This is a genomic window from Plantibacter elymi (nom. nud.), assembly GCF_900177795.1.
Taxonomy (GTDB): domain Bacteria; phylum Actinomycetota; class Actinomycetes; order Actinomycetales; family Microbacteriaceae; genus Plantibacter; species Plantibacter elymi.
In genome coordinates, this window is record NZ_FXWJ01000002.1 from 620457 (window position 1) to 634318 (window position 13862).

Annotated in this window: 9 protein-coding genes; 4 read left to right on the plus strand and 5 right to left on the minus strand. The window is 69.7% G+C overall.

Annotated elements, in window-relative coordinates; translation table 11 throughout:
• The first annotated feature begins 26 nt into the window (after positions 1–26).
• Together glgX and ybaK are read left to right on the plus strand one after the other, a co-directional pair.
• Complete coding sequence (gene glgX, locus CCK91_RS07790) at positions 27–2069, plus strand: glycogen debranching protein GlgX (RefSeq protein WP_086473543.1); 2043 nt, start codon at positions 27–29, stop codon at positions 2067–2069.
• A 2-nt stretch (positions 2070–2071) separates the two neighbouring features.
• The gene (gene ybaK, locus CCK91_RS07795) at positions 2072–2563 is read left to right on the plus strand and encodes a Cys-tRNA(Pro) deacylase (RefSeq protein ID WP_086473544.1); all 492 of its coding nucleotides are present in this window, start codon (positions 2072–2074) and stop codon (positions 2561–2563) included.
• A 57-nt stretch (positions 2564–2620) separates the two neighbouring features.
• Here ybaK and glgP read toward each other — a convergent pair whose 3' ends face one another.
• A complete protein-coding gene (glgP, locus tag CCK91_RS07800) occupies positions 2621–5194 on the minus strand; it encodes an alpha-glucan family phosphorylase (RefSeq protein WP_086473545.1) in 2574 nt (857 codons plus the stop codon).
• 172 nt (positions 5195–5366) lie between these two features.
• Between glgP and CCK91_RS07805 the strand changes: the two genes are divergently transcribed.
• Entirely contained in the window at positions 5367–7421 is a 2055-nt protein-coding gene (locus CCK91_RS07805; RefSeq protein ID WP_086473546.1) for an alpha-1,4-glucan--maltose-1-phosphate maltosyltransferase, read from the plus strand.
• A gap of 65 nt (positions 7422–7486) precedes the next feature.
• Positions 7487–9709 carry a 1,4-alpha-glucan branching protein GlgB gene (gene glgB, locus CCK91_RS07810; RefSeq protein ID WP_086473817.1) on the plus strand — a complete coding sequence of 741 codons (2223 nt, stop codon included), beginning with the start codon at positions 7487–7489 and terminating at the stop codon, positions 9707–9709.
• Positions 9710–9783: 74 nt separating this feature from the next.
• Here glgB and CCK91_RS07815 read toward each other — a convergent pair whose 3' ends face one another.
• From CCK91_RS07815 to CCK91_RS19920, 4 genes are all read right to left on the minus strand, one after another.
• Positions 9784–10764 carry a tetratricopeptide repeat protein gene (locus CCK91_RS07815; RefSeq protein ID WP_086473547.1) on the minus strand — a complete coding sequence of 327 codons (981 nt, stop codon included), beginning with the start codon at positions 10762–10764 and terminating at the stop codon, positions 9784–9786.
• Positions 10761–12626 carry a hypothetical protein gene (locus CCK91_RS07820; RefSeq protein ID WP_086473548.1) on the minus strand — a complete coding sequence of 622 codons (1866 nt, stop codon included), beginning with the start codon at positions 12624–12626 and terminating at the stop codon, positions 10761–10763. The genes CCK91_RS07815 and CCK91_RS07820 overlap by 4 nt, the downstream gene beginning before the upstream one ends.
• A gap of 118 nt (positions 12627–12744) precedes the next feature.
• A complete protein-coding gene (locus tag CCK91_RS07825; protein ID WP_086473549.1) occupies positions 12745–13488 on the minus strand; it encodes an alpha/beta hydrolase in 744 nt (247 codons plus the stop codon).
• Positions 13489–13540: 52 nt separating this feature from the next.
• Positions 13541–13831 carry a hypothetical protein gene (locus CCK91_RS19920; protein WP_071260877.1) on the minus strand — a complete coding sequence of 97 codons (291 nt, stop codon included), beginning with the start codon at positions 13829–13831 and terminating at the stop codon, positions 13541–13543.
• Between the last annotated feature and the right edge of the window lie 31 nt (positions 13832–13862).

Below are 13862 nucleotides of genomic sequence, written 5' to 3' on the forward strand. Positions count from 1 at the left end.
CTCCCGCACTCACTACTGTAGAACCCATGAACGCTGGTGACCCCTTCCACGATCTCGGCGTCCGCCTCGGCCCGTCCGGTGGTGAGCTCCGTGTGTGGTCCGAGCACGCGGATGCCCTCGAACTCGTGATCTTCGACGACAAGGATCTGAACTGGATCACCCACTCGGTCGAGATGACCCGAGACGACGATGGAATCTGGAGTGGGAGTTCCGAGGAGCTGGTGCTCGGCCGACGCTACGCGGTCCGCGCTTCCGGGCCGTCCTCGCCGAACAACGCTTTCGACCCGAGCCTGCTGCTGCTCGACCCCTACGCCCGCGGCCTCGCCCGGGTGTCGGCCGAGCAGTGGCGTTCCGTCGTCGTCGACGACGCGTTCGACTGGGGCGGTGTGCAGAAACCCCGTGTCCCGCTCGACAGGACCGTCGTGTACGAGGCGCACGTCAAGGGGCTGAGCAAGCTGCACCCGGATGTCCCGGAGGAGCTGCGGGGCACGTATGCGGGCCTCGCCCACCCCGCGATGATCGCGCATCTGCACGATCTCGGCGTGACGAGCGTCGAACTGCTGCCGGTGCACGCGTTCACCTCTGAGCAACGTCTCATCAAGCAGGGCCTCGTCAACTACTGGGGCTACAACACCCTGAACTTCTTCAGTCCACACGCCTCCTACGCGACGAAGACGGCTCAGGCGGGTGGAGCGGACGAGGTCCTCCGCGAGTTCAAGGGCATGGTGAAGCTGCTGCACCAGGCCGGCCTCGAGGTCATCCTCGACGTCGTCTACAACCACACCGCCGAGGAGGGCCCCGGCGGCCCCCGCACGAGCTTCCGCGGCATCGACAACGCGACCTACTACCGTCAGGACGCCACCGGCGCCTACATCGACGTGACGGGCTGCGGCAACACCGTGGACTTCGGCCACCCGGTCCCGCAGCAGCTCGTACTCGACTCGTTGCGGTACTGGGCGGACGAGGTGCAGATCGACGGCTTCCGCTTCGACCTCGCCGCGACGCTCGGTCGGAACGAGGCGGTCGAGTTCACGCCCGACCACCCCCTGCTCGAAGCGATCGTCCACGACCCGTCGCTCGTCGACGCGAAGATGATCGCCGAGCCCTGGGACGTCGGCATGGGCGGCTGGCAGACGGGGAACTTCCCCGCCGGTTGGCACGAGTGGAACGACCGGTACCGGGATCGCGTCCGGAACTTCTGGCTCTCCGACATCGACTACGCGAGGCGGGCGGACGCCCCGGTCGGGATCGGCGGGTTCGCGACCCGTCTGGCCGGATCGAGCAACACCTTCTCCGCTGAGCGCGGTCCGTTGGCCTCCGTCAACTTCATCACGGCCCACGACGGGTTCACCCTGGCCGACCTCGTCTCGTACGACGTCAAGCACAACGTCGGGAACGGCGAGTCCAACCGCGACGGGACGGACAACAACCGTTCCTTCAACCACGGTGCCGAGGGCCCGACGGACGACCCCGCGATCCTCGCCGCTCGTCGCAAGGCGATGCGGAACCTGCTCGGTACGCTCCTCCTCTCGGCAGGTGTCCCGATGCTCACGGCGGGCGACGAGTTCGGGCGGAGTCAGCGCGGTAACAACAACGCCTACTGTCACGACTCCGAGCTGACGTGGGTCGGATGGACGAGGGAGCCCTGGCAGGACCAGTTGCTCGCGCACAGCCGTCGGCTCCTCGAACTCCGGCGCGAACACCCCGCCCTCCGACCGGAGCACTTCGCCGCCGCCGGGACGACGGTGCCCGGCGCGAGCGTCATGGACTGGTTCGACGCCTCGGGCGCGACCATGAGCACCGAGGACTGGACGAGCCCGCGGAACCGGACGTTGCAGTTCTTCTCGACCAGCACGCCGGAGTCAGAGGACCTCGACCGCGTGCTGCTCATCGTGCACGGCGTCGAGCAGCCGGTCGAGGTCACCCTGCCCGAGCACGAGGGCGTGACCGCGTTCGTGCGCATCTGGAACTCCGCGGACGACGCACCGATGTCCGAGGAGGAGCAGTTCCTCCCCGGCCAGACGGTCCCGGTCTCGGCCACGTCGATGCAGCTCTTCCGAGCCGTCTGACGATGGCGAAACGCAGGGCCGAGGGTGGCGGCACCCCGGCGACGGTGACGTTGACCTCGCTGGGCATCCCCTTCACCCCGCGGTCCTACCACCACGACCCGTCGGTGACGGCCTTCGGTCTCGAAGCCGCCACGGCGCTCGGGGTCGACCCGCCCAGGGTGTTCAAGACCCTGCTGGCGGAGGTGGACGGGTCGCTCGTCGTCGCGATCGTCCCGGTCGCCGACCAACTCGACCTCAAGGCGCTCGCGGCGGCCCTCGACGGGAAGCGGGCGACGATGGCGGATCCTGCCGTCGCCGAGCGGAAGACGGGCTACGTGGTCGGCGGCATCAGCCCGATCGGGCAGCGCACCACGCTCCCGACGGTGCTCGACGAGAGCGCCTTCGAGCACGAGACGGTGTTGGTCTCAGGTGGTCGGCGCGGGTTCGACCTCGAACTCGCCCCGTCCGACCTCGGAACGGCCGTCGCCGCCGTCGTCGCGCGGATCGCCAGATAGTCGGATCCCTCGACGCACCGGTCCGAGGGTCGCACCGGCGCGTCGGAGGAGATCGCCCTACTGGTCCGCCACGGCGACGAGCCCGAGTTCCGCGGGGGTGAGGAGCAGCTCGTGTCTCGGCACGATGCGCACCGTGTAGCCGAACCCGCCGGCCCGATCGAGGGGAAGCGTCCCGGCGTACTCGAGCGTGTGCTCCGGCCGACTCGTCGACGGGGACTGCTGCTGCTCGAGCGGCTGCGTCCGGATGTCGAGCAGTTCTCCCCCGGCACCGGGTACCCCGCAGACCACCTCGACGGTCACGTCCTCGGGTGACAGCGATCCCAGCTGGACGTAGGCGCGCAGCCGCAGCACGTCACCGACCTGCGGGACCGCGTCGACGCCGCCGCTCTCGACATGGGCGACCGCCAGCTGCGGCCAGGCCTCGCGGACCCGCTGCTTGTAGGCCGCCAGCTCGCGCGCCCGCTGCTGATCAGACGCGTTCAGCTCGCGCTCCATCGCCGCCGCCGGGAGGTACATGCGCTCCGTGTACTCGCGGACCATGCGGTCGGCGCTGAGTGGTTCGGACAGCGTCGAGATCGTGTGTCGCACCATCTGCATCCAACGCTGCGGCAGACCGTCGTCCCCGCGCTCGTAGAACCGCGGCACCAGCTGGTGCTCGAGGATCTCGTACAGCGCTGTGGCCTCGAGGGCGTCGCGTTCCTCGTCATCCGCCGCCCCGTCCGCCGATGGGATGACCCAACCGTTCTCGCCGTCCGCGTACTCGTTCCACCATCCGTCGAGGATCGACAGGTTCAGGGCCCCGTTGAGTGCGGCCTTCATGCCGGACGTTCCGCAGGCCTCGAGCGGACGCAGCGGGTTGTTCAACCACACGTCACAGCCGGGGTAGAGCGTCTTGGCCATCCCGATGCCGTAGTCCGGCAGGAAGACGATGCGCGATCGGAGCTCGGGATCCTGGGCGAACTGCACGAGGCGCTGGATGAGCCGCTTGCCGTCGTCGTCCGCCGGGTGCGCCTTGCCCGCGACGACGATCTGGACGGGCCGTTCGGGGTGGAGCAGGATCGCGCGCAGTCGATCGGGATCGCGCAGCATGAGGGTGAGCCGCTTGTAGCTCGGCACGCGCCGGGCGAACCCGATCGTCAACACCTCGGGGTCGAGCAGTTCGTCGATCCAGGACGGGAGCACCGCCTGCGGGTTCTGGCTCCGATACCCGTCGGCGATCCGACGCCGCACGTCGGCGACGAGGCGCTCCCGCATCCCGTGCTTCCGCGACCAGAGCTCGGCGTCCGAGAGCGACGGATCGGACCAGTCCGCTCGACTCGTGTCGGTCGTCCCCCACCGGTCCACGGCGAGGTCGACGAGCGACGGATCCGTCCAGCTCGGGGCGTGGACTCCGTTCGTGATCGACGTGATCGGCACGTCCGAGACGTCGAAGCCGGGCCAGAGGCCTCGGAACATCGCGCGGCTCACCTCGCCGTGCAACCGACTGACGCCGTTCGCGCGCTGCGCCAGACGCAGGCCCATGATCGCCAGGTTGAACACGTCGGCCGAGCCGCCGTTCGCCGTCTCGTCGCCGAGTGCGAGGACGTCCGGTGCGGCGACGCCCGGGAGCAGGTCACCGCTGAAGTAGCGCGTGATCACCTCGCGGTCGAACCGGTCGATCCCGGCCGGAACGGGGGTGTGCGTCGTGAAGACGGTCCCGCCCCGCACGAGCTGCAGCGCCTCATCGAAGGAGAGTCCGTTCCCGACGAGGTCGCTGATCCGCTCGAGCCCCAGGAAACCGGCGTGGCCTTCGTTGGAGTGGTAGACCTGCGGCAACGCGTGGTCGGTGAGCTCGCTCCACTGCTTGATCGCTCGGACGCCGCCGATGCCGAGGAGGAGTTCCTGCAGCAGTCGATGCTCGCCGCCACCGCCGTACAACCGGTCCGTCACCCCGCGCAGGTCGGCGACGTTCTCGGGGATGTCCGTGTCGAGCAGCAGCAGTGGCACCCGACCGACCTCGGCGATCCAGACCCGTGCCGACAGGCTCCGGTCGTCGGGGAGCGCCAGGGTGACGGTGACCGGTGTCCCGTCCGGTTCCCGGAGCACCGTGACCGGGAGTCCGTCGGGGTCCTGCACGGGATAGGACTCCTGCTGCCAGCCGTCGTTCGTGATCGACTGCGCGAAGTATCCGGAGCGGTAGAGGAGACCCACGCCGACGAGCGGCACACCCAGGTCGGACGCGCTCTTCAGGTGGTCGCCGGCGAGGATGCCGAGGCCGCCCGAATACTGCGGCAGGGCCGCGGCGATACCGAATTCGGGCGAGAAGTAGGCGATCGTCTGCGGTTTCGGGTCCGGGAGGCCCTGGTACCACCGCGGCTCTTCCAGGTATCGGCGGAGGTCGGCGTGCAAGGCGTCGGCCCGGCCGACGAAGTCCGCGTCGGCGGCGAGTTCCGCCAGTCGCTCCGGTGTCACGAGTCCGAGGCCGCTGATCGGATCGTGGTCGGACTCGCGCCAGACGTCCGGCGCGATCTCGTCGAACAGGCGCTGCGTCGGCTCGTGCCACGACCACCGCAGGTTCGCAGCGAGGGCGGTGAGCGAGGTCAGGGACTCGGGGATGAGCGCGCGGACGGTAAACCTGCGGATAGCCTTCACGCGCTCACTCTATGGCAACCGCGGAACGCACCCGAACGCTCATCGGGCGGTCGCCCGGGACACGGCAGCGCCCGAGGCCTTAGCATGACGCGCGACACCCCGCGCGCCCCTTCATCGGTGGTCGTTTCGCGGTACGGTCGGACCAGTGGCACCGAAGGAGATGGAACGCACTATGCCGAAGTCAGTACCGCAGTCCTCCACCGTCGACGACGCCGTACCGGTGTCGCTCACGCTGTCCCCGAGCATCGGGCGCATCCCGATCCTTAATCCGACCCCCTCGGTCGAAGGTGGCCGCTGGCCGGCCAAGGCGTTCGCGGGCGAGGTGGTGCCGTTCGGTGCGACCGCGTTCCGCGAAGGACACGACCTCATCGGTGTCGAGCTCCTGCTCACCGATCCGCGCGGGAAGACGGTCGCGCATCGGATGGCTCCGGGCGCCCCGGGCACCGACCGCTTCGAGGTCGAGGTCCAACTCGCGACGGAGGGCACCTGGCGATACCAGGTCCGCGCCTTCGCCGACGAGTTCGCGACCTGGGAGCACAACGCCCGGGTCAAGATCGAGGCCGGTGTCGACGTCGAGCTCATGTACCTCATCGGCGCGGAACTCCTCGAGCGCGCCGCGTCGGACAAGCTCCGCCCGGCGAAGGACCGCCGCTTCCTCACCGCCGCCGCCAAGCTCCTCCGCGACACCGACGCCAAGCCGGAAACCCGGTTCGCGGTGCTCGACGACCCCGAACTCCTGGCCATCGCCGATCGCCGACCGTTCGCCGGCCTCACCAGCGCGAGCGACGAGCGGGTGGTCCGCGTCGAGCGCACCCGGGCCGGCGTCGGTTCCTGGTACGAGTTCTTCCCGCGGTCGGAGGGTGCCGAGCGGAACCCGGACGGCTCCTGGACGTCGGGCACCTTCCGCAGCGCAGCCGGGCGGTTGCCGGCCGTCGCCGCGATGGGGTTCGACGTCCTCTACCTGCCGCCCATCCACCCCATCGGCGTGACGTTCCGCAAGGGACCGAACAACACCCTCACACCCGGCGAGCACGACCCGGGCTCCCCCTGGGCGATCGGTGGTGCCGCGGGCGGTCATGACGCGATCCATCCCGACCTCGGCACGGAGAAGGACTTCGTCGCCTTCGTCCGCCAGGCGAAGAAGGTCGGCCTGGAGGTCGCCCTCGATCTCGCCCTCCAGGCGTCGCCGGACCACCCCTGGGTGACCGAGCACCCCGAGTGGTTCACGACCCTCCCCGACGGCACGATCGCGTACGCCGAGAACCCGCCGAAGAAGTACCAGGACATCTACCCGGTCAACTTCGACAACGACCCCGAGGGCATCCGGGCCGAGGTGTTGCGCATCGTCCGCCACTGGATCTCGCTCGGCGTCCGCATCTTCCGCGTCGACAACCCCCACACCAAGCCGCTCGACTTCTGGGAGTGGTTGCTCGCGACCGTCAACCGGACGGACCCCGACGTCGTGTTCCTCGCAGAGGCCTTCACCCGTCCGGCCCTGCTGCAGGGTCTGGCGAAGGTCGGGTTCCAGCAGAGCTACACCTACTTCACCTGGCGCAACACGAAGGAGGAGCTCGAGGAGTTCCTCGGTGCGGCAGCGACCGAGACCGCCGACTTCCTCCGGCCCAACCTGTTCGTCAACACCCCCGACATCCTCACCGAGTACCTCCAGTTCGGTGGCCGGGCGGCGTACAAGGTGCGTGCGGCGATCGCCGCGACCGCCGCGCCGACGTGGGGGGTCTACGCCGGGTACGAGCTCATCGAGAACGTCGCCCGTCCCGGTGCCGAGGAGAACATCGACAGCGAGAAGTTCGAGTACCGTCCGCGGGACTGGGCCGCTGCGGAAACCGCCGGCACCTCGCTGTCGCCGTACCTCACTCTGCTCAACCAGATCCGGCGTGCGCATCCCGCCCTCCGGCAGTTGCGCAACATCAGCTTCCACTGGAGCGACGACGACCAGATCCTCGTCTTCAGCAAGCATCTCGATCAGCGGTTCACCGGCACCGGTGAGCACGACACCCTGCTCGTCGTCGCCAACCTCGATCCGCACTCGGTCCGACAGACCATGGTGCACCTCGACCAGACCGTGTTCGGTGGTGTCCCGGGCGGCAGCTTCGACGTCACGGACCTCGTCACGGGAGCCGAGTGGATCTGGTCCGACAGCAACTTCGTGCGCCTCGACGCCTTCACCGAGCCCGTGCACATCCTGAGCGTGAGGATCCGACCATGACGACCAGCCCCGTGACCCCAGACGGAGCCGCTGCACCGAAGCGCTCCGGCCGTCGAGCCGCACCGATGCCGGTCGACGCCACGCCGGCGCCCCGGGAGCTCCCGCTCCCCTCCGTCGAGGACTGGATCCTCGACGCCGTCGCGGAGGGCCGTTACCACGATCCGCACGAGATCCTCGGCCAGCACCTGGTCGACCTCGGCGGAGTGAGCGACCCCCTCGTGGTCGTCCGCGCCAGACGCCCGCTGGCCGAGCAGGTGACGGCGGTGCTCGCCAACGGAGCGCGCGTCGAGCTCGCGCACGTCCGCGCCGGTATCTGGCAGGGGTTCCACGTCGACGGCATCATCGACTACACGCTCGACGCCCGCTACAGCGACGGGTCGATCTGGAACGCCGACGACCCGTACCGCTTCGCGCCGTCGATCGGCGAACTCGACCTGCACCTCATCGGCGAGGGTCGCCACGAACGACTCTGGGACGCCCTGGGCGCACACGTCACCGAGCTGCGTGGGGTCGCCGAGTCGGTCGCCGGCACCGCGTTCGCCGTCTGGGCACCGCACGCACGCGCGGTCCGGGTCATCGGCGACCTCAACTCCTGGGACGGCACGGCGCACGCCATGCGCAACATGGGTGCGACGGGTGTCTGGGAGCTGTTCATCCCCACCATCGGCGCCGGCGAGCTGTACCGCTTCGAGATCCTGACCCAGCGCGGCGACTGGGTCCGTCGGTCCGACCCGATGGCCCGGTTCACCGAGCGCTCCCCCGCAACCGCGTCCGTGACCGGTGTCAGCGACTACCGCTGGACCGACGAGGCGTGGCTCGATCGGCGCGCCGCGAGCGACCCGCACAACGGACCCATGAGCGTCTACGAGCTCCACGTCGGCTCCTGGCGTCCCGGGCTCGGCTATCGGGACCTCGCGGACCAGCTCATCGAGTACATCGCGGAGCTCGGCTACACGCACGTCGAGTTCATGCCACTCGCCGAGCACCCCTTCGGCGGCTCCTGGGGCTACCAGGTCACCGGCTACTACGCACCGACGAGCCGCTTCGGTTCGAGCGACGACCTCAAGTACCTGATCGACCGTCTCCACGGCGCGGGGATCGGCGTCCTCATGGACTGGGTGCCCGGCCACTTCCCCAAGGACGAGTGGGCCCTCGCGAACTTCGACGGTCTGCCCCTCTACGAGCACCCCGACCCGCGGCGTGGCGAACAGCCGGACTGGGGCACCCTCGTCTTCGACTTCGGGCAGCCCCAGGTCAAGAACTTCCTCGTGGCCAACGCCCTCTACTGGCTCGAGGAGTTCCACGTCGACGGCCTGCGCGTCGACGCCGTCGCCTCGATGCTGTACCTCGACTACTCGCGGAAGGACGGCGAGTGGCTGCCGAACGTCCACGGCGGGCGCGAGAACCTCGAAGCGATCAGTCTCCTCCAGGAGGCGAACGCGACGGCCTACCGGCGGAACCCCGGCATCGTCATGATCGCCGAGGAGTCGACGAGTTGGCCTGGCGTCACCGCGCCGACGAGCGAGGGCGGACTCGGGTTCGGCCTGAAGTGGAACATGGGCTGGATGCACGATTCGCTCCAGTACATCGAGCACGACCCGCTCTACCGGTCACACCACCACGGCGAGATCACCTTCTCGATGGTCTACGCCTTCAGCGAGAGCTTCCTCCTGCCGATCAGCCACGACGAGGTCGTCCACGGCAAGGGGTCGCTCCTCGCGAAGATGCCCGGTGACCACTGGCAGCAGCTCGCGAACATGCGGGCCTACCTCGCCTTCATGTGGTCCCACCCCGGCAAGCAGTTGCTCTTCATGGGCCAGGAGTTCGGTCAGCCCTCCGAATGGTCGGAGGAACGCGGTCTGGACTGGTGGATCCTGGACCAGCCGAGCCACCGGGCACTGCTCGGCCTCGTGTCCCGGCTCAACGCCGTGTACACGGAGCACCCGGCCCTCTGGGCCCTGGACCACGACGCCGCCGGCTTCGAATGGCTCGACGCCGGGGACGCGCAGAACAGCGTGCTCTCCTTCCTGCGCTGGGACGACGACGGCAACGTGATCGCCGCGCTCGTCAACTTCTCCGGCGCCCCCGTCGGCCCGTACCGGGTCGGTCTGCCTCGCGCGGGTCGGTGGGAGGAACTCCTCAACACCGACGCCGTGGAGTACGGCGGATCCGGCGTGGGCAACTACGGATCGATCGAGGCGTCGGCGTCACCGTGGGCAGGCCGCCCGGCTTCCGCCGAGCTCACGCTCCCCCCGCTCGGCATGATCTGGCTCAAGCACGTCAGCTGACCAGGCTTCCGGAGCACCCGGATGCACGACGAAGGCCCGCCTCCCTCAGGAGGCGGGCCTTCGTCGCGTATCGGTCAGTAGAGGAGGCCGGTCAACCGGGCCCTGGCCTTCATGACGCGCGGATCAGTGACGCCGGCGACTTGGAACAGCTCGAGCAGGCGCGTCCGGACGGTGTCCTTGCCCGACTGATCGAGGTCGGGGAACAGCGTCAGCAGACGGTCGAAGGCGTCCTCGAGGTGTCCTCCGGAGAGGTCGAGGTCGGCGACGGTCAGCTGGGCGTCGAGGTCGTCGGGAGCGGCGGCCGCTCGCCCGCGGATCTCATCGAGGGTCTTCCCCGTGAGGCGGTGCAGCAGACGGACCTGGGCGAGGCCGGCCACGGCCATGTCGTCCTTCGGGTTCTGCGCGATGGCCTTCTCATACGCGGCGATGGCCGTCGGGTAGTCGGCGCGCTCGATGGCCTCATACGCCTCGGCGTGGAGGGGCGGCAGCGGCTCTTCCACGGGCTCGACGGGGGCTGCAGCGTCACCATCGGCGACGACGGCCCGACCGGAGACCCCGTTCTGCTCGGCCAGCTGCAGCAGCTGCTCGATCACGTCGCGCACCTGCGACTCCGGGATCGCGCCGTTGAACATCGGCACCGGGCGTCCGCCCACGACGGCGACGACCATCGGGATCGACTGTGCCTGGAAGGCCTGGGAGAGCTGCGGGTTCGCGTCGACGTCCACCTTGGCGAGCACGAAGCGGCCGGCGTATTCCGCGGCCAGGCGCTCGAGCACCGGCGAGAGCTGCTTGCACGGTCCGCACCATTCGGCCCAGAGGTCGATGACGACGGGCACCACGGAGGACAGCTCGACGACCTGACCGAACCCGTCGTCCGTCGCGTCGAAGACCAGGGACGGGACCTGGACGGTCTGGTCGGTCGTCGCGCCGGGCGCTTCTGCAGGCGCGCCTGGCTGGGCCGGCGCACCGGCGGGCGGCGCCTGGTGGCGACGCGCGAGGCCGGAGAGGTCGACGGCACCGCGCAGGTGTGCTGCGCTCGGCTCCGCGGCACTCACGGGAGCTCCGATGCGGCGATGAGGGACTGGGTGAATCCGAGCAAGGTGATCTTCTCTCCGGAGTTGACGGCTGGCACGTAGAACAGGAGCTGGTCGCCGTAGGTGGCCTGTGTCCCCTTCGCGCTCTCGGTGATCCCGGAGAGCGCGGCGACCGCACCCTGAGGTTTCACGGTAGCACCGGCTGTGACGACGGAGACCACCTCGCCCTCCTGCACGTTGACGGCGACGATCGCGCCGGAGTCGTTGGTCGCCAGCGCGACGTTCGGGCCGGTGCCGGCAGCCGCCGAGAAGGCGATGCTCGCCGTCGTCGGCAGGTTGGCGGCCTTCGTCGCGCGGTCCGCGGCGACCTGCGTCCGGAAGACGTCGCCGTCAGCGTTGAACAGACCGGCGAAGGTGCTCGCGTCGCCGTTCGTGATGATGTCGGCGTACGCCGCGGCGATCTCCTCCGGCGGCATGACGAGCAGCTTCGAGTCCGGCGGGACGCTCGCGGCACCGATGGTCGCGGGCGCGACGTTCTCGAGTCGGGCGCCCTCGAGGAGCTTCTCCGCGTAGACGACCTGGTAGTTCGACCGTGGGTCCTGCTGGGTCATCACGAGGACCGTCGGCGACACCGTCTCGTCGGCCTTGTCCTGGATGGCGGTCATGACCGTCCGAGGCCAGGCGTCCGTCGCCTGAGGCAGCGTGAGCGTGACGGGCGACGCGGGGATGGGCGTCGCGCCAGCGGCGTCGGCCACCTTCGCGCGGAGGGCGTAGTTCGCGGTGCGTTCCTCGAGCGCCGGCCCGGAGAACCGGACGGCGGCGGCGGTGCCGTCGAGCGCCGCATCTGCCTCTGAGGCCGCGGTCGAGATCCGGGACACGATCCGCTCGACCTGTGGCACGGTGACGACGGGCGCCGCGAAGTCCTGGTCTTGACTGTCGGCCGGCAGGTCCGTCGCGGTGACGGTGGGCGTCGGTGACGGCGCTCCGATGGTCGGCCAGTAGTCCTGGGAGCAGCCACTCAGGCCGAGCGTGCCGATGAGGACGAGCGGGACGCCCACGACGAGGGAGCGGCGGAGCGGGGAGCGCTTCGTCTTGCCGGCTCCGAGTTCACGGGGGCGACGCGGTTTCGGTTGTCTCGACATCTTCGTGATGCCCTTCTGTCCTTGTCCCGGACCCTTGCGACGCGGGCCTCGTGAACGACGCATGCGCTGGATCCCCGAGAGGTAGAGCACGATGCCGGCGAGGAGCACGAGGATGCCACCGGCGATCAGCGGACCGGCCCACGGGGTGGCGTTGTCGAGTGGCCAGGAGAGGCGGAGGGAATCCGGAGCGGCGGCCGTACCGTCGGTCGCGATGAGCACGTCGATGTCCTTCGGCAGGTTCATCGTCGCGATGACCGCGCCCGCTTCGTCGTACTCGCCGAGCCAGAGGTCGGATCCGCGCGGGTCCGGGCCCTTCTCGGAGGTGGTGGTGTCGTCGGTGGCCTCGGGGGCCGGCGTCGCCGACGGCTCCGGGCTCGGGGTCGCCCCGTCGTCGGTGGCGTCATCCTCGGCGGTGACGGTCGTGGACGTCAGGGCGGTGCCGGCACTGTTTACGCCGACGCGGCTGTAGGGCTCGTCGCCGAGCCAGGCCGCGATGTCGTCGGAGCGCCCGTAGCTCATGAACACCTGTGTGTCGCCTCCGCCGGCGCTCGCCACGATGGACTGCGCTCCCGGCTGCGACTGCAGCACGCTCCCGGGGATGACGATGAACCGATCGCCGCTGTCGACCGTCGTGGACAGGCTGAAGGTGCCGGGCGGGAGGAACACGGTCCGTTGCGCGATTCCCGTCACGATCATGACGGCTGCCACGACGAACGCGGCGATGGCGAGAACGAAACGCACGGATTACTCTCCTCTGGCGTCGGAGCGACGCGGGTGACCCTGCGTCCGACGGGATCCGGCTGGTCGGGCCGGCAGGAGACGCAGGTGGTTCAGGATATCGGAAGTGACTGGGAGGCGGCTAGACGGCCGCTGGGAGGCCGGGGGCCGGCCAGTGGGTCGGGAGCGGCAGCGCCTCGGGACGCACTGCAGCGACGATCTCGGTGAGCACGCGTCGGGTCTGGCTCTCCCCCACCCACAGGTGCTTGGCACCGTCCACCGGGACGAGGGTGGCCCCGGGGAGGACGCCGAACCGCTCCGCCGCTTCCGCGGGGCGGAGGTAGTCGTCGAACTCGGGCACGAGGACGACCAATGGCCGTTCGTCGCCGGCCCACGCCCGGAGCTCGTCCTCCGTCGTGCGGTGCAGCGGCGGAGAGAGGAGGATCACGCCGTCGACGACCGGGTCGCGACCGTACTTCAAGGCCAGCTCGGTCCCGAACGACCATCCGACGATCCACGGATGCGGAAGCCCGCGCTCGGCCACGAACGCCAGTGCGGCCTCGACATCGGCCCGTTCGCCGACGCCGCCGTCGAACGCGCCGTCGCTCGTCCCTCGAGGAGACGAGGTGCCGCGGGTGTTGAAGCGGAGCACCGCGATCCCCGCGAGTGCCGGCAGGCGCGCCGCGGCCTTCCGGAGCACATGGGAGTCCATGAACCCGCCGGCGGTCGGCAGCGGGTGGAGCGTCACCAGGGTCGCGACGATCTCGCCGTCGGCCGGCACCGCGAGCTCGCCGACGAGGGTCAGGCCGTCGGCCGTGTGCAGCTCGATCTCCTCTCGGACGGCGGGGAGCTCGGCGCCACCACGGATCTCGATGGTGTCGGTCATGAGTCAGTCCTCCGGGGCAGTGTGGTCGGGTCGATCCGCGGCGTCCGGGCGTTCACCGGATCCGCCAGCAGTGGGAGTGCCAGTGCCGTCGGGCAGCGATGTCGGCCTGGTCGCCCAGGACCCCGTCAGCGCGCCACGTCACCACATGGGCGGTACCGGGCGGGATGGACTGTCCGCATCCAGGACACACATAGGTCTTCTGCGCACTGGAACCGCTGACGGGCTGGACGAACCAGGATCCGTCTCGATGGTCCTCGGTGCGTTTCCACCCCGCCATCAGCCGCTCGAGACCGTTACCCTCGTCGTCGCCGGGCCGTGGCCGGTGGCGGTGGTGTCGGGGCATGGGTCAAGTCTAGGCTCAGCCTCCACGACCG

Excerpts from the sequence above, each read along its gene's own strand:
- glgX (WP_086473543.1), top strand. The coding sequence starts at position 27 with ATGAACGCTGGTGACCCCTTCCACGATCTCGGCGTCCGCCTCGGCCCG.
- ybaK (WP_086473544.1), top strand. The coding sequence starts at position 2,072 with ATGGCGAAACGCAGGGCCGAGGGTGGCGGCACCCCGGCGACGGTGACG.
- CCK91_RS07805 (WP_086473546.1), top strand. The coding sequence starts at position 5,367 with ATGCCGAAGTCAGTACCGCAGTCCTCCACCGTCGACGACGCCGTACCG.
- glgB (WP_086473817.1), top strand. The coding sequence starts at position 7,487 with ATGCCGGTCGACGCCACGCCGGCGCCCCGGGAGCTCCCGCTCCCCTCC.
- CCK91_RS07825 (WP_086473549.1), bottom strand. The coding sequence starts at position 13,488 with ATGACCGACACCATCGAGATCCGTGGTGGCGCCGAGCTCCCCGCCGTC.
- CCK91_RS19920 (WP_071260877.1), bottom strand. The coding sequence starts at position 13,831 with ATGCCCCGACACCACCGCCACCGGCCACGGCCCGGCGACGACGAGGGT.